The organism is Paracoccus albus (genome assembly GCF_027913035.1).
GTDB lineage: Bacteria > Pseudomonadota > Alphaproteobacteria > Rhodobacterales > Rhodobacteraceae > Paracoccus > Paracoccus albus.
On record NZ_CP115775.1, the window covers coordinates 1,427,592 to 1,442,102 of the forward strand.

At 59.2% G+C, this 14,511-nt stretch carries 16 protein-coding genes and 1 pseudogene; 9 read left to right on the forward strand and 8 right to left on the reverse strand.

All coding sequences use genetic code 11. The features are described 5' to 3' along the window. Window positions 1-21: 21 nt before the first annotated feature. The 3 genes from PAF20_RS07120 to PAF20_RS07130 all read right to left on the reverse strand — a co-directional run bounded on the left by PAF20_RS07120 (window position 22) and on the right by PAF20_RS07130 (window position 2,204). Complete coding sequence (locus PAF20_RS07120) at window positions 22-747, reverse strand: SIS domain-containing protein (RefSeq protein ID WP_271073012.1); 726 nt, start codon at window positions 745-747, stop codon at window positions 22-24. Continuing rightward, window positions 744-1,469: a GntR family transcriptional regulator gene (locus tag PAF20_RS07125; RefSeq protein ID WP_271073013.1), complete on the reverse strand. Its 726-nt coding sequence runs from the start codon at window positions 1,467-1,469 to the stop codon at window positions 744-746. Before PAF20_RS07125 ends, PAF20_RS07120 begins: the two co-directional genes overlap by 4 nt. Window positions 1,470-1,610: 141 nt before the next feature. Beyond that, the gene (locus PAF20_RS07130) at window positions 1,611-2,204 is read right to left on the reverse strand and encodes a TetR/AcrR family transcriptional regulator (protein ID WP_271073014.1); all 594 of its coding nucleotides are present in this window, start codon (window positions 2,202-2,204) and stop codon (window positions 1,611-1,613) included. Between the two features lie 100 nt (window positions 2,205-2,304). Between PAF20_RS07130 and PAF20_RS07135 the strand changes: the two genes are divergently transcribed. Next, window positions 2,305-3,699, forward strand: a complete 1,395-nt coding sequence (locus PAF20_RS07135) for a coniferyl aldehyde dehydrogenase (protein ID WP_271073015.1) — start codon at window positions 2,305-2,307, stop codon at window positions 3,697-3,699. A gap of 44 nt (window positions 3,700-3,743) precedes the next feature. Here PAF20_RS07135 and PAF20_RS07140 read toward each other — a convergent pair whose 3' ends face one another. After that, the gene (locus tag PAF20_RS07140; protein WP_271073016.1) at window positions 3,744-4,523 is read right to left on the reverse strand and encodes a siderophore-interacting protein; all 780 of its coding nucleotides are present in this window, start codon (window positions 4,521-4,523) and stop codon (window positions 3,744-3,746) included. Next, entirely contained in the window at window positions 4,523-4,771 is a 249-nt protein-coding gene (locus tag PAF20_RS07145; protein ID WP_271073017.1) for a hypothetical protein, read from the reverse strand. The genes PAF20_RS07140 and PAF20_RS07145 overlap by 1 nt, the downstream gene beginning before the upstream one ends. A 159-nt stretch (window positions 4,772-4,930) precedes the next feature. Here PAF20_RS07145 and PAF20_RS07150 point away from each other — a divergent pair, with 159 nt between their 5' ends. The 8 genes and pseudogenes from PAF20_RS07150 (at window position 4,931) to PAF20_RS07185 (ending at window position 12,035) form a co-directional block, all read left to right on the forward strand. After that, complete coding sequence (locus PAF20_RS07150) at window positions 4,931-6,076, forward strand: TRAP transporter substrate-binding protein (RefSeq protein WP_271073018.1); 1,146 nt, start codon at window positions 4,931-4,933, stop codon at window positions 6,074-6,076. Window positions 6,077-6,131: 55 nt separating this feature from the next. Continuing rightward, window positions 6,132-6,719 (forward strand): TRAP transporter small permease subunit, encoded by a 588-nt coding sequence (locus PAF20_RS07155; protein WP_271073019.1) that lies wholly within the window; start codon window positions 6,132-6,134, stop codon window positions 6,717-6,719. A 46-nt stretch (window positions 6,720-6,765) separates the two neighbouring features. After that, on the forward strand, window positions 6,766-8,184 hold the full coding sequence (locus PAF20_RS07160; protein ID WP_271073020.1) for a TRAP transporter large permease: 1,419 nt from the start codon (window positions 6,766-6,768) through the stop codon (window positions 8,182-8,184). Then, entirely contained in the window at window positions 8,174-9,529 is a 1,356-nt protein-coding gene (locus PAF20_RS07165; protein ID WP_271073021.1) for an amidase, read from the forward strand. Before PAF20_RS07160 ends, PAF20_RS07165 begins: the two co-directional genes overlap by 11 nt. Then, a complete protein-coding gene (locus PAF20_RS07170) occupies window positions 9,526-9,738 on the forward strand; it encodes a hypothetical protein (RefSeq protein WP_271073022.1) in 213 nt (70 codons plus the stop codon). The genes PAF20_RS07165 and PAF20_RS07170 overlap by 4 nt, the downstream gene beginning before the upstream one ends. Before the next feature lie 244 nt (window positions 9,739-9,982). Beyond that, window positions 9,983-10,300, forward strand: a pseudogene (locus PAF20_RS07175) (dioxygenase family protein); the annotation flags it as partial. Window positions 10,301-10,346: 46 nt separating this feature from the next. Beyond that, window positions 10,347-10,985 carry a glutathione S-transferase family protein gene (locus PAF20_RS07180; protein WP_271073023.1) on the forward strand — a complete coding sequence of 213 codons (639 nt, stop codon included), beginning with the start codon at window positions 10,347-10,349 and terminating at the stop codon, window positions 10,983-10,985. Window positions 10,986-11,138: 153 nt separating this feature from the next. Then, the gene (locus PAF20_RS07185) at window positions 11,139-12,035 is read left to right on the forward strand and encodes a LysR substrate-binding domain-containing protein (RefSeq protein ID WP_271073024.1); all 897 of its coding nucleotides are present in this window, start codon (window positions 11,139-11,141) and stop codon (window positions 12,033-12,035) included. Window positions 12,036-12,038: 3 nt separating this feature from the next. Here PAF20_RS07185 and PAF20_RS07190 read toward each other — a convergent pair whose 3' ends face one another. Genes PAF20_RS07190 through PAF20_RS07200 form a run of 3 tightly spaced genes read right to left on the reverse strand, consistent with a single transcriptional unit; the run spans window position 12,039 to window position 14,403 of the window. Further along, complete coding sequence (locus PAF20_RS07190; RefSeq protein ID WP_271073025.1) at window positions 12,039-12,770, reverse strand: SDR family oxidoreductase; 732 nt, start codon at window positions 12,768-12,770, stop codon at window positions 12,039-12,041. Beyond that, on the reverse strand, window positions 12,771-13,076 hold the full coding sequence (locus PAF20_RS07195; protein ID WP_271073026.1) for a YciI family protein: 306 nt from the start codon (window positions 13,074-13,076) through the stop codon (window positions 12,771-12,773). 1 nt (window position 13,077) lies between these two features. After that, a complete protein-coding gene (locus tag PAF20_RS07200) occupies window positions 13,078-14,403 on the reverse strand; it encodes a short-chain fatty acid transporter (RefSeq protein WP_271073027.1) in 1,326 nt (441 codons plus the stop codon). Window positions 14,404-14,511 lie beyond the last annotated feature (108 nt).

A 14,511-nucleotide genomic window follows, 5' to 3' on the forward strand; every position in this document is an offset into this window, starting at 1 on the left:
CCCTTCCGGACAGGCATGCTTTCAAAGATGCGGGTTTCGTCCGCGGTATTTGCGAACCAGCCGGGCGTTATGGTCATTCGCCCCCGGCATATTCGCGCTGCGATAGATCGGCGCATCCCCATCCTGCGACAGCGCGGCAGCGACCTCGGCAAAGATGGCATTCAGGATGACCGCACCAATCACGGTGGACACCGGCGCGACCTTCAGTTCCGATCCCGGCACTGACAGCACCGCATCACCGGGCGGAGAGCCGTTATCCAGAACGATATCGGCGATATCGGCGATCCGGGTCCGGCCATTGGCGGCGGCAGTCGAATAAGCGATAGAGGTCAGCGCGATCACCGTGGCCCCTGCATCCCTGCCGAATTGCGCCGCTTCCACAGGGGCCGCGTTTACGCCCGAATTCGACACGACGATCATCACGTCATTCGGCCCGATGCCATAGCGCTCCAGTATCGGGGCCACGATTCCGCTGGTCCGTTCATACACCGTGCCCGCGACCGCGCCCTCATGCACCATGATCGGCCCGGCCAGGATCGGGACAGTCACGGCCAGCCCGCCTGCGCGGTAATGCAGTTCCTCGGCCATGACATGGGAATGCCCCGTGCCGAACACATACACGCGCCCGTCATTGCGCACGGCCTTAACGATGGCGCGCGCTGCATCGCCTGCCGCATCTGCCGTTTCCCGGCGCGTTTCGTTCAGGCGGGCGATGATCTGGTCGTAATATTCCTCGGTCAGGCTCATTCAATCTTTCCCGGTGTCACATTCAGTTCAGCTTTGATTTCAAACAGATCCGCGCGATAAGAGGAGCGGACATATTCGAACGCCACGCCATTCGCGTCGCGTGTCAGGCGGCGGATGTTCAGGATTGGATCGCCGACGCCGATCTGCAGATGCGTGGCGGTCTTGCGGTCGGCGAGTGTCGCCTTCAGCCGCTGCTCGGCCCGGGTCGGGACGATGCCGTAAGCTTCGCTGATATGGCGATAAAGCGACGTAACCGAGAAATCTATCACGTCAATCAGGCCGGGCATGGCTGAGGCAACAAGAAATGTCGTCTCCAGTGCCACTGGCTCTGCATCGGCAAGGCGGACACGAACAAGGCGATGGACTTCCTCGTCCTCGCCCAGCTCCAAAGCCGCGCGCACCTCATGATCGGGACGGCCCGTCTCGCTGACAACGACAAGGCTGGAACTTTTGCGCCCCTGACTTTCGATCTCCTCGGTGAAGCTGGTCAGGCTGGTCAGTTGCTGCTGAATCTGAGCGTTGCGGACATAGTGGCCGCTGCCACCCCGCGCCTCGACCACACCCTTTGCAACCAGTTCGTGAATGGCGCGCCGCGCGGTCATCCGGCTGACTCCGGCTGCTTCGGCCAGATCACGTTCAGATTGCAACCGCCCACCGATCGGGATCTCGCCGTTGCGGATGCGGATTTCCAGTTCCGTCGAGATTTTCTGATATTGCGGCAAAGTGGCGATCGTCCAAAGTGGTATATACCAACACTAGGGACGGAATATACCAGACGTCAACAGAAATTTTCGCCGTATGGTTGAATTGTGGTTAACACCACCCTGCGAGAGGAAGCAGAATGAAACCCTCAAGAGTTTAATTTAATTTGATTTTACCCCGGACAGCAGTGTGGCCACAGCGACCTCCACTGCATCTGCGCCGACCTTCTCGACCCGCAGCAAACCGTCAAGCCTCAGCGTGGTCAGCCCATGAAGCTGCGCCCAGCACGATGCCGCCAGACCCCGCACCGGTCGGTCGCTTATCCAGCCCGCAGATTGACCGCGCGTCAACGTATCGACCAGAAGCAGAAAGGGCGCCATCGCGCGTGGCTGAAGATGCAGTTCGAACGACCGGGCGACATCGGCACCGAACATGAGGTGGTAGAGCGCGGGGTTCCGGGCGCCGAAGTTCAGATAAGCCCGGGCCATGCCAATCAATTCAGCATCGAAATCGCCGCTATCACGCGTGGGAACCTGAAGAGCCTCGTAAAGCCGGTCAAAGCCGATAAGGGCCAGTTCGCCCAGCAAGACGGATTTATCGGCAAAATGCTTATACGGCGCGGCGTGGCTGACACCGGCACGGCGGGCGACCTCTCGCAAGGTGAAGCGCCAATCGCCGTCCTCAACCAGCATCGCCATGGCGGTGTCGATAACCGCGCGCCGCAGATCGCCATGATGATACGCTTTCCTGGCCATTTTCCGCCCTCTCCCACACAGGTTTTCATCGAATGTTGACAGCATCTACATTACACCCTATCTGACTGTAAAGTTACCATTGTCAACTTCAGGTGACATCATGAACGATCCAGCCGATATTCTGCAGTTGCAGCGCAGCGCTTTTCTGCAAGGTGACCCGCCGGATCTCGCGCAGCGCAGGGCCGATCTGAAAAAGCTTCGTCAGGCCATCATCGCCAACCGCGCACGGATAGAATCGGCGATCAGCGTTGATTTTGGTCACCGCTCCCCTCATGAAACGGCCCTGATGGAGATCGTGCCGACCGTGCAGGGGATCGACTATCTTCGCCGGAACCTGCGCCGCTTCATGCGTCCAGAGCGCCGCCATGTCGCTTTGACCTATCAATCCGGACGCGCCTATGTCGCCTATCAGCCGCTGGGTGTGGTCGGCGTCGTGTCGCCCTGGAACTATCCGCTTTCGCTGGCGATGATGCCGTTGGCGACCGCCCTTGCGGCGGGCAATCGAGTGATGGTGAAACCGTCGGAATATACGCCCGAAACCAGCAGTCTCATGGCAGAAATTCTTGCAGATAACTTTGCGCAGGATCAGGTGGCGGTCATAAACGGCGATGCCGAAGTCGGGGCCGCCTTTACCGCGCTGCCCTTTGATCATCTGCTGTTTACAGGCAGCACGCAGGTCGGCCGCGCCGTCATGAAGGCCGCGTCCGAAAACCTCGTTCCGGTCACGCTGGAGCTTGGCGGAAAATCCCCGGCCATCATCGCCCCCGGTCACGCGACAGAGGAAAATGTGGCCAATATCGCATTCGGCAAACTGGCCAATGCGGGTCAAACCTGCATCGCGCCGGATTATGTCCTTTTGCAGGCTGATGACGTGGAAAACTTTCGTTCGGCCTATGTCAAAGCCGTGTCGCAAATGTATCCGGGCGGGGCCGAAAGCAAAGATTACAGCGCCATTATCAATGACCGCCATTTTCAAAGGCTGACAGGTCTGCTGACAGATGCAGAGGCTCAGGGCGCAGATGTGATAACCCTTGCAGAGGCGCCGCAAAACGCGGGCACACAGAAGCTGCCGCCGTCGTTGCTGCTGAACGTCACCGAAGAGATGAAGGTGATGCAGCAGGAGATCTTCGGGCCAATCTTGCCTGTCATCACATATCGCAGCATTGAAGAGGCCATTGCCTATGTCAATGCAAGGCCGCGCCCGCTTGCGCTATACTATTTCGGTGATGACGACGCGGCGCGGCAAAAGGTGCTGACGCGGACGGTTTCGGGTAATGTCGGAATCAACAACACGCTGATGCACTATGTGCAGGACGACCTGCCCTTCGGCGGCGTTGGGGCCAGCGGGATCGGTGCCTATCACGGGGTCGAGGGATTTCGCGCTTTCAGCCACGCAAAGGGCATCTACAGCCAGCACAAATGGAACGCCGCAAACCTGATACGGGCACCATTCGGCAAGCTGGCCGATGCCGCGTTGCGCTTCATGCTTCGCTGATCGTCTTGTGATCCGTCCGGTTACAGCCCGCCAGAACGATCGCGCTATGCCGCCAACGTCCAGTAACTGGACACGTGCGACAGCTCTTTCGGGTGGCCGATCTGGTCCAGATGCTCACGCAGCGCGGTGATGGCCGAACGCTCTGCCCCGGCCCAGACGAAGCTGTCGGGCGCAGGCGTCCCGCACAGCCGCACCAGAACGTCCGTATCGGCGGTATCCTGCGCGTGCCATGTAACGGTAGCACCCGGCGGACCGTCCAGCGGGATTTGCGCGGAAAGGGCCGCCGCGAGGATATGAACATCCGCCCTTGTCGTCGCAGGCATCATCTCCAGCCAGTTGGCGATGGCGGGAATGGCAGTTTCATCGCCGAGCAGCACATAGGAGGAAGCCGGGGGGAACAGTTTCGACGCACGCGGTCCCGCGACATGAATCCTGTCGCCCTGTGTGGCCGATGCCGCCCAAAGTCCGGCAATGCCATGCCCGTGAAGCACGAAATCCAACACCAGCTCGCCAGCATTCTCATCAAATGCCCGAGGCGTATACTCGCGTGAAATGGCTGGCGGGTCTTCGGGCCAGTGCAGCCGCCCGTCACCTTGCTGAGGCAGGCTGAGGATACCGCTTTTCGGATCAGGAAAGAACAGCTTCACATGGTCGTCCGGGCCAAGACATTTCATCGCCGCCTGCATCTTGCCCCCCACGTCGAAAGCGCCCAGCTGCGGACCACCAAGGGTGATGCGACGCATATGTGGTGTCAGATCTGTGACGGCGACGACCTCCAACTCGCGAAGGGTGATTGGAAAACGCTGAATTTCGTGACTGCTCATTACTGCTCGCCATAATCGTTGACAAAAATATCTGGATAGCCGCGGCCAAAGCTCTGGCCACCGGCAATCGCCAATAAACTGACAAAAAGAATCGGAATAGTCCACCCCAACCACGCGGCAAGGGGGGCCATGGCGACCTGCGCCCCAATAATACGATACGATCCGGGCATCTTCGTTGAAACCAGATTGACGCGCTGCTTACTGCATTGTTGCTGCTGCACATAATTTGCCAGCAATAACTGCGCCAAGACAGCACTGAAGGAAAGCTTTGCAGCGCTGCAAAGTCATTCCGAAAACTGGCAAAACCAAAAAAAGATTGCCAGACACTGTGCAGATATTACAAACTTAAAGAATAAGAACCGCAGCCATAACAAACGAGCTGCAAACTGCAACATGGGAGGAATATTATGACCTTGGACTCCAAGAAGGCCGAGACTGTATCACGTCGTTCGTTTCTACGCCGCGGCGGCACAATTGCAGGTGGCGCGGCAGCGACATCGCTTTTGGCGGCACCGGCGGTATTGGCGCAGTCGCCGCTTGTTCTGAAAATGCAGACCAGCTGGCCGGCCTCTGACATCTGGCAAACCATGGCGCAGCAATATGTCGACCGCGTGCAGGCCATGTCGGGGGATCGGATCCAGATCGACCTGCTGCCCGCCGGTGCGGTCGTGGGCGCGTTTCAGGTCATGGACGGCGTCAGCGACGGCGTGATCGACATCGCCCATTCGGTTTCGGCCTATTGGTATGGCAAGCATAAGGCGGCTTCACTTTTCGGCACGGGGCCGGTCTTTGGCGGCGATCCGACCAATATGCTCAGCTGGTATTACGCGGGCGGCGGGCGCGACCTGTATCGGGAACTGACGCAGGATGTCATGGGCCTGAACGTGATCGGCATGTTCGCCTTCCCGATGCCCGCCCAGCCCTTCGGATGGTTCAAGGAACCGATCAGCACGGTCGAAGATATCAACGGCATGAAATACCGCACAGTTGGCCTTGCCGCCGATCTGCTGCAATCAATGGGCATGTCGGTCGCACAGCTGCCGGGCGGCGAAATCGTGCCTGCAATGGAACGCGGCGTGATCGACGCGTTTGAGTTCAACAACCCCTCTTCCGACTTGCGCTTCGGTGCGCAGGATGTGGCGAAGAACTATTACATGGGCTCTTACCACCAGGCGGCAGAGGCGTTCGAATTTCTGTTCAACCGCGATGTGATGGAAGATCTGGAACCCGATCTGCGGGCCATACTGGAACACGGGGTCGAGGCGGTTTCGACCTATAACACCGCCTTCGCACTGGACAATTATTCATCCGACCTGATGAAACTGCGCGACGAATCCGGTGTGACCATTCACAAGACGCCGCAGGACATCCAGCAGGCGCAGCTTGATGCTTGGTCGGATATGATCACCCAGCTTGAAGGCGATGAGATGATCAAGAAGATCATGGACTCTCAGCGTGAGTGGGTAAAGCGCACCGTCTTCTATGAACTCATGGACAAGCCGGATTACGCGCTTGCCTATGAGCATTTCTTCCCCGGTGAGCTGAAACTTTAATACCTTTGCGCCGCCCCCTTCCAGATCGGGGGCGGCGCAGATCGCAGAGGGCTGCATGATATCTTTTATCCACTTTGCCGACCGCGTCTCGGCCTGGTACGGCAAGACGTTCGGCTGGCTGATCCTGCTGATGACATTCGGTGTCAGCTACGAGGTTTTTGTCCGCTACGTCCTGCGCAGCCCGACCACATGGTCGCTGGATGTGTCTTTCATCATGTATGGCACGCTGTTCATGATGGGCGGGGCCTATACGCTGTCGCGTGGCGGCCATGTGCGCGGCGATTTCCTGTATCGTCTTTGGCCGGTCCGGGTACAGGGCGCGGTGGATTTCGTGCTGTATCTGATCTTCTTCTTTCCCGGCATCACCGCACTGATCCTGTCGGGCTGGAAATACTCTGCCCGTTCCTGGCAATACAGCGAGGTCAGCGTGAACAGTCCGGCAGGCATCCCGATCTATCAGTTCAAAACCGTTCTCGTCGCAGCCGGATTGCTGCTGTTTCTGCAAGGCATCGCCCAACTGCTGCGCAGCGTGATCGCCATGCGTGACGGAGTGTGGATCGCGGCAGAGGAGGATGTCGAGGAAACAGAGCAGCTTCTGATAAGCGAGCACGAGGCGCAAACCCAAGTGACTTTGGACAGATGATGCGCGCCCTGCGCCACGACCAGCCAATGCAATGGAGTTTTCTGACGTGACCGATCCACAGATCGCCCTGATGATGCTGGGCATCTTCATTCTTCTGGTCTTTCTGGGATTCCCGATTGCCTTCACTCTCATGGCACTGGGGATCGGCTTTGGCTATTACGCCTATTTCGATGCCGGGCGCATGTGGCGCGCCTTTGACCGCCTGCCCGAAGATACCGGCTGGCTGACCGAAAAATGGACATGGCTGGAGGGGTTATACAATAACCGCATCTTCGATCTGTTCATAAATCAGACCTATACCGTTATGTCGAACGAGGTGCTGACGGCAGTGCCGCTGTTCCTGTTCATGGGCTATGTCGTCGAACGCGCCAATATCGTCGACCGGCTGTTTTCGACATTGGCCATCGCCTCGCGCAGCATGCCGGGTTCGATGGGTGTTGCAGCTTTGATAACCTGTGCGTTATTCGCCACCGCCACCGGAATCGTGGGCGCGGTGGTTACGCTGATGGGGCTGCTGGCACTTCCCGCCATGCTGAAGGCACGATACGATCCGCGCTTTGCCAGCGGTATCATCTGCGCGGGCGGCACGCTGGGTATCCTGATCCCGCCGTCAATCATGCTGATCGTCTATGCCGCAGCATCGGGCGTTTCCATCGTCCGGCTTTATGCCGGCGCGATGCTGCCCGGTCTGGTTCTGGTCGGGCTGTATCTGACCTATGTGATCGGCCGTTCCATCCTGCAACCTTCCGTCGCCCCGCGCCCGACAGAAGAAGAGGTCCCGACGGTCCCGATCGGCAGGCTTATCTGGATGCTGGTCACATCCTTCCTGCCGCTGGCGCTGCTGATCTTCTCCGTCCTCGGCTCTATCCTGTTCGGGCTGGCAACCCCGACCGAGGCTGCCGCCATCGGTGCACTGGGTGGGATGGTTCTGGCTGTCGTTTACCGCGCAATGACGTTCCAGAGGCTGCGCGAATCCGTCTATCTGACAGTTCGCACCACAGCGATGGTCTGCTGGCTGTTCGTCGGTTCCTACACCTTCTCATCCGTATTTTCCTATCTTGGCGGCGAGCAGGTGATCTCGGAATTCGTCAGCGGGCTGGACCTGACGCCGTTGCAATTCCTGCTGCTGGCTCAGTTGATCATCTTCCTGCTTGGCTGGCCGCTGGAATGGTCCGAGATCATCATCATCTTCGTGCCGATCTTCCTGCCGCTGCTGCCACTGTTCGAAATTGATCCCCTGTTCTTCGGCATCCTCGTGGCGCTGAACCTGCAAACCTCATTCCTGACGCCGCCGATGGCGATGTCGGCCTATTACCTGAAGGGGATTGCGCCACCGGGCGTGAAGCTGACCGATATCTTTGCAGGCGTTATGCCGTTCCTGATGATGGTCTTTATCGCCATGGCGATCATGTATATCTGGCCGGATATCGTCTTTGTGCTGCCGAATATGATCTATGGCTATTGATCCTGCATCCCTTGGCGCGATCCAGTTGCGCGACCGCATCGCCTCTGGCGCGCTTACGGCAGAGGCGGCGACGGCGGCGTGTCTGAAGCGCATCGCCGAGACAGAGCCGCAGCTGAACGCATGGGCCTATGTCGACGGCGAATATGCCATGACGCAGGCACGCGCACTTGATGCACGGCGTCGAAGCGGAGCCGCAACCGGTGCGCTGCATGGTGTGCCGGTGGGCATAAAGGATGTCATCGACACCGAAGGAATGCCGACCGAATATGGCACACCCATCGCCAAGGGGCGCGTGCCTGATAAGGACGCGCATGTGGTAGCAAGGCTGCGTGCGGCGGGCGCGGTCATCATCGGCAAGACCGTGACCACAGAGCTTGCCTATATGCACCCCTCGAAAAGCCGCAATCCCCATGACGTCAACCGAACTCCGGGCGGTTCGTCCTCTGGCTCCGCCGTCGCGGTCGCCGCAGGTCAGGTGCCGCTGGCGGTCGGGACACAAACGGGTGGGTCGGTGATCCGTCCGGCCTCGTTCTGCGGTGTGGTCGGGTTCAAGCCCGGCTATGGCGTCGTGGGCCGGACCGGTGCGCTGATCCAGTCGCCCTTCCTTGACACCATCGGCGGATTTGCCCGCTCGGTTCAGGATGTGGCGCTGTTGGTCGGGGCGATGGCAGGACATGATCCGGATGACACAGCCAGCCTGCTGGCCCCCGCCCCCCGCCTGTGCGAGGCATCGCAACAAGAACCCCCGCTTCCGCCCTTGATCGCCGTCATGACCTTGCCGGGCGCGGGGAACGACATGCAGCAGGCGATTGCCGAACTCGCCGCGACGCTTGGGGATCGCGCGGTAGATGTTCCTGCACCTCCCGGTTTCGACAAAGCCGATGAGATGCGGCGTCTCATCAATCTGGCGGAACTTGCAAAATGCTACTATCCGTTGGAACGGCGTGGCAGAGAGCAGATGTCGCCCGAATTGTGCGAAGCGCTTGATGAGGGGAAACAGACCCTCGCCCGCGACTACCTTGCCGCACTTGACTGGCGGCAGGTTCTGAATGCCGGGCTGGAAAAGATGTTTACCCGCTGCGATGCCATCCTTTGTCCGGCGGCAACCGGCCCTGCGCCGCTGCTGTCGGACAACACAACAGGTTCACCGGCGATGAACGGGCCCTGGACGCTTTGCGGTGTGCCAGCCATCACATTGCCGCTGATGCAGGATCAGAACGGGTTGCCTATGGGCGTGCAACTTGTCGGGCGCAGGGGCGCTGACGCGCGGCTGATGCGGGTCGCGAACTGGCTGATGCAGCGATTTGAAACCATGACCGATCAGAGTGAGGGGAAGACGACATGACCGACCGCTTTCTGGCAATAGCCGCTTATCTGACGCTTCTTGCTTTCCTCGGCATTCTGGTCTGGCACGTTCCGCAGCTTGATCTGGGACTGGTCGTGCTGGCGACCCTGGTGCTGGCCGGGATCGACACGCTTCAGGTCATGCGCCGCCACGACAAGCTGGATCACCCGGCTGACAACGACAGCGACAATCAGTCGCCGCCGCGCTGAACGGCGCAGCGGATTAACCCGGGCCGCCCCTGTGCAGCGATATCCGAACACCATCAGCACCAGCCCGAGGATCACAGTCATCGTCACCATCAGCGCGATGATGTTCAGATATACACCGGCGCGCGACATTCAGCTGACCGCCCGCTGTTCATCCCGTGCCTGGGCGCGAATGTCTGTTTTGGTCATACTTTCTCTCCTCAGTCAGGCCGGACGCCCGTGACGGGCCGGTTTCAACGGGCATTACACCTTCAAGGCCGTTCGTCCGGTCGCTTATCCGATCCCTGACGACCACACCGCCGGAGAGCTGATCCGGGCCATGGGGCGCCATCCGATGCGCCCCAGCCATATGTACTTCATGATGCGGAAGGACGGATATCGCCGCCTGATCAGCCAGGTCTTCGATTCACGCAATGAATATCTGGACAATGATTCCGTTTTTGCGGTCAAAGAAAGCCTGGTCGGGCAGTACAAGCCTGCTCCGAAAGAGCTTGGTGTTGATCTGCACATTGAGTTCGACTTCGTGCTGACTCGCGATGAAGGCGCCAAGGTCGCAACGGAATAAACGGGTGCAGGCGCGTGACCTGCCCATCGCATTGAAAGGAAAGCCGATGCCGATACTTCATTGGTCGCCCAGATCGCCCTTCGTCCGTAAGGCGATGGTTGCGATCCATGAAAAGGGCCTCGCCGATCAGATCGAGACCGTGCGCACGCCCGTCGATCCACTGATCCCGCTTGACGATTTCATGGCGATCAATCCCCTCAGCAAAATCCCGACGTTAGAGCGCGAAGGAGCAGAGCCGATCTTCGATTCGCGCGTCATCATGGAATGGGCAGATCATACCGGCACGACCGGGCCACAGCTGTTTCCGAGCGATCCCGAAGCACGCTGGCATGTCCTGTCGATGGAGGCTTTGGGCGATGGACTTCTTGACCACGCGCTGCTCTGGCTGGTCGAGACGCGGATGCGACCGGAGCAATATCGCTACGACAAACAGATCCAGGTCTATCGCCGCAAGCTTTACAGCCTTGCCGACTGGCTGGAGCCGCGCATCGGCGACATTGCAAAGCGTGATTTCGATGCCGGACAAATCGCCTTGGCCGTAGCCTTCGCCTACATGGATTTCCGCTTTGCTGAGGAGGACTGGCGGAAAGGCCGGCCCGCGCTGAGCCAATGGCATGAGCAGGTTTCGCAGCGGCCATCCATGGTGGCAACCGCATTCCGCGACGATCCGCGACCCGACGCCTGACGATCAGAGTGTGCATGTGAAAGGTTTCGTCGAAATCGCCCGCATTGTTCCGCGCAAGGCGCTCGGCTGAGGTGACTTGCACAGGATGACACTGGTCAACAGACCATAAGTTGGCTAATGGACGGCTGGATCAGTTGTGGACATAATCGCCTTATGTTGGCGCTTCGGCATTACGAACTTCTCGTCACTCTTTCGGAAGAGCTGCATTTCGGACGCGCCGCCGAAAGGCTGGGCATTTCGCAGCCGCAGCTCACGCTTGTGCTGAAACAGATGGAGGAGCTGGTCGGCGCAACCCTGTTTGAGCGTAACAGGCGCAATGTCAGCCTGTCGGCGACCGGCGCGCTACTGCTGCCCGAAGCCCGCGCCGTTCTGCGCCACGCAGCGCGGGCCGAAAACGTCGCCCTGCGGGCCGGACAGGGCGTCATCGGCGAACTCGCCATCGGTTATATCGGTGCGGCGTCGTATAACGGTGTGCTGACGAAACTTCTCAGCAGCTACCGCCAGGTCGCGCCTGATACCCGCCTGCGCCTGACGCTGATGGACCTGGACCAGCAGATACCAGAGGTAGAGGCGGGCAATCTGGATGCCGGTATCGTGCGCCTTCCCTATCCGAACAGGCCCGAGAGCCTGACCTTCCGCACACTTCGGCAAGAACGGCTTTGGATTGCGCTGCCGCTGGGGCACGGCTGGGCGGGTGCGGTCGATGGCGTCGCGCTGTCGGATCTGGCCGGTGAGGCATTTATCGGCACGCATCTGCCATCGAATTCCGGATTTTCCGCATCCATGCATCAGGCCTGTGCGAATGCCGGAGTCATCCCGGATATCGTCCATCGCGCGCCTCAATTCGCGGCGATCGTCAGCCTTGTCGCCGCCGGTCTGGGCGTTGCCATTGTGCCCGAATCGATCCGCCACCTGTCCATTCCGGGTGTGGTCTATCATCCGTTGAAGGGGACCGAGGTGACGGCCAATATCTCGCTTGTCTACCGGACCGAGACAGAAAACCCCTCGCTGGAGGTTTTGCTGAGCTGTCTTGAAGAGGTCGTATTCTGACGCTCAGCCGACCGTCACGCCCCCGCAGACGAACAGCGTCTGTCCGGTGACAAACCCGGCCTCAGGCGCACAGAAGAACGAGACCGCATTTGCCACGTCTTCACCCGTGCCAAGCCGTTTGACCGGAACGCCGTCTATGATCTCTTTGGTCAGAGGCGCATCGGGCGGGTTGTTACGCCAGAAGGCATCGGTCGCAATCGGTCCGGGTGCAACGCAATTGACGGTCACGCCATATGCGCCCAGTTCCAGTGCCCATGTCCGCGCCATAGATTGCGCCGCGCCTTTGGTTGCGGAATAGAGCGTACGCAACTCCTTCCCCCTCGTCACACGGCTGGTATTCATCACCACCCGGCCACCGCCAAGGCGCTTCATGACCGGCAGAAAACTCTGCGTGCAAATGATGGAAGGCCGCAGGTTGATATGCATCAGCCGGTCCAGATCGGGCAGCGCCACATCTTCGATCTTTGCTGGCGCAACGATGCCGACATTGTTGACGAGGCAGGTGACAGGCTCTTGCTCGGCAAGTTGCCGGCAAAGTTCCGCTGTCGCATCGGCATCCGACAGGTCGATCCGGTGAAATATGTCGGCGTCGACGTCCGGTCTTTCGATATCGAGGATGATCGTCCGAAAGCCATCCGCCTTCAACCGGGCAGAGATCGCAGCACCGATGCCACGACCGCCGCCCGTCACGAGCGCCGTTCGGCGCTCGTAGCCTGTTTCGGGAACGCTATTCATCTATCCTTCATCCAAGGTGTTGCGGCCGTTGAAATAGGCCTTTCGCCAAAGGGTGACGGTAACGTCCGCGAACAGATCGCCCTTGTAGAACGGATCATCCTCGATGAATTTCTGCGCCTCCTCGCGCGTGTCTACATCAAGGATGTAAAGCCCGCCGCTGGCCACCTGTCCCGTATCATCCAGCTTTGCGCCGCATGCCATAAGAAGGTGCTGATGCGCGTCCAGATAGGCCAGATGCTGGGATCGCAGCTTCAGCCGAAGATCGACGCTGCCCGGCTTGTCGAAGGTTTCAATCATCCATGCCATGTCACACCGCCATAAAGCCCCAGATGGCGATGGTGCCCAGGAAGATGATCCCCAGATAGAACAGCACCAGCACCATATAGCCCATCAGGTGTTTCAACTGCAGGCCGGAAATCGCCAGTGCCGGAAGCAGCCAGAATGGCTGAACCATGTTCGTCCACTGGTCACCGATCTGGACAGCAAGGGCCGTGGCCGGGATGGAAGCACCGATCTGCTGTGCGGCATCCATCATGACCGGCCCCTGAATAACCCATTGCCCCCCGCCTGAGGGCACGAACAGGTTTACAAGCCCAGCCGAGATGAAGGAAAAGATCGGCAGCGTTTCCGCACTGGAAATTGCGACAAACCAGTTCGAGAAGGTGACGATCAGACCCGATCCGGCAAGGATTGCAAGGATACCGGCGTAGAACGGATACTGGATGATGATCCCGCTGACGACCTTGACGCCCTCATTCACCGCGGCAAGGAAGCGGGCGGGGGTCACAAACAACGTGATCCCAAGGAACAGGAACAGCAGGTTCACGAAGTTCAGCGTCACGCCGCCACCTTCGAACAGGTACAGCGCGACATAGAACAGGCCGAACAGCCCCATGCCCACACCGATGATGGCAGAGTTGTTCAGGCGCTCGGCAAAGGTTCTTTCTGTGGTCGGCTCGGTTGCTGGTTCGACCGCGGGTTCCGGTTTGGCCTCGATAATATCCTCGGCCTTTTTCGGGTGCAGCATGGCATTGAAGAAGGGCAGCGTCGCCAGAATGACCAGGTTCATGACGATGATATAGGGCGAGAAGATCGTCTCGCTCAGCGGCACAAGGCCGATGACGTTTTCCATGAAATGATCCGGCGTGTTGATCAGCAAAGGAACAGAGCCGGAAAGCCCCACACCGTAAACGGCAAAGCCAGAATAGCCTGCAGCGATCACTAGCGGATAGTGCAGCCCGTCAACCTTGCGGCCCAGCTTTTGCGCGACAAGCGTGCCCAGAACAAGACCAAAGCCCCAGTTCAACCAGCTTCCGATCCCACCAAACAGCGTCGCCGCAATCACCGCCGCACGCGGCGTATGGATCCCGGCGATGATCATGTCCATCAGCCGGTCGACGGCGGGCGTCTTGGCCAGGATATAGCCTGCCAACAGGATAACGGTCATCTGCATGGTAAAGGCCAGAAGGTTCCAGAACCCCTCGCCCCAGTAACGGCTTACGTCCAGGAAACCACTGCCCTGAAAGATCATTGCGATGATCGCCGAAAGCGCAGTCAGAATGATTGCCACGACAAGCGCATCAGGCATGTATTTGCTGACGATCCGCGTGAAGAAATTTGCCAATGCGTTCAATTGTCCCTCCCCGGCGCCTCCCGCGCCGCTACGCAGTCCTAGTTATAATTATTGCCAATCACTTAATAACACTTATATTGTCAACAGATTTTTAAGCGGGTTTGGGGT

Bases quoted from the DNA above. Each gene is read 5' to 3' on its own strand.
- PAF20_RS07130 (WP_271073014.1), bottom strand. From the start codon at position 2,204: ATGGCCAGGAAAGCGTATCATCATGGCGATCTGCGGCGCGCGGTTATC.
- PAF20_RS07140 (WP_271073016.1), bottom strand. From the start codon at position 4,523: ATGAGCAGTCACGAAATTCAGCGTTTTCCAATCACCCTTCGCGAGTTG.
- PAF20_RS07195 (WP_271073026.1), bottom strand. From the start codon at position 13,076: ATGGCATGGATGATTGAAACCTTCGACAAGCCGGGCAGCGTCGATCTT.
- PAF20_RS07190 (WP_271073025.1), bottom strand. From the start codon at position 12,770: ATGAATAGCGTTCCCGAAACAGGCTACGAGCGCCGAACGGCGCTCGTG.
- PAF20_RS07185 (WP_271073024.1), top strand. From the start codon at position 11,139: ATGTTGGCGCTTCGGCATTACGAACTTCTCGTCACTCTTTCGGAAGAG.
- PAF20_RS07150 (WP_271073018.1), top strand. From the start codon at position 4,931: ATGACCTTGGACTCCAAGAAGGCCGAGACTGTATCACGTCGTTCGTTT.
- PAF20_RS07170 (WP_271073022.1), top strand. From the start codon at position 9,526: ATGACCGACCGCTTTCTGGCAATAGCCGCTTATCTGACGCTTCTTGCT.
- PAF20_RS07165 (WP_271073021.1), top strand. From the start codon at position 8,174: ATGGCTATTGATCCTGCATCCCTTGGCGCGATCCAGTTGCGCGACCGC.
- PAF20_RS07120 (WP_271073012.1), bottom strand. From the start codon at position 747: ATGAGCCTGACCGAGGAATATTACGACCAGATCATCGCCCGCCTGAAC.
- PAF20_RS07135 (WP_271073015.1), top strand. From the start codon at position 2,305: ATGAACGATCCAGCCGATATTCTGCAGTTGCAGCGCAGCGCTTTTCTG.
- PAF20_RS07155 (WP_271073019.1), top strand. From the start codon at position 6,132: ATGATATCTTTTATCCACTTTGCCGACCGCGTCTCGGCCTGGTACGGC.
- PAF20_RS07180 (WP_271073023.1), top strand. From the start codon at position 10,347: ATGCCGATACTTCATTGGTCGCCCAGATCGCCCTTCGTCCGTAAGGCG.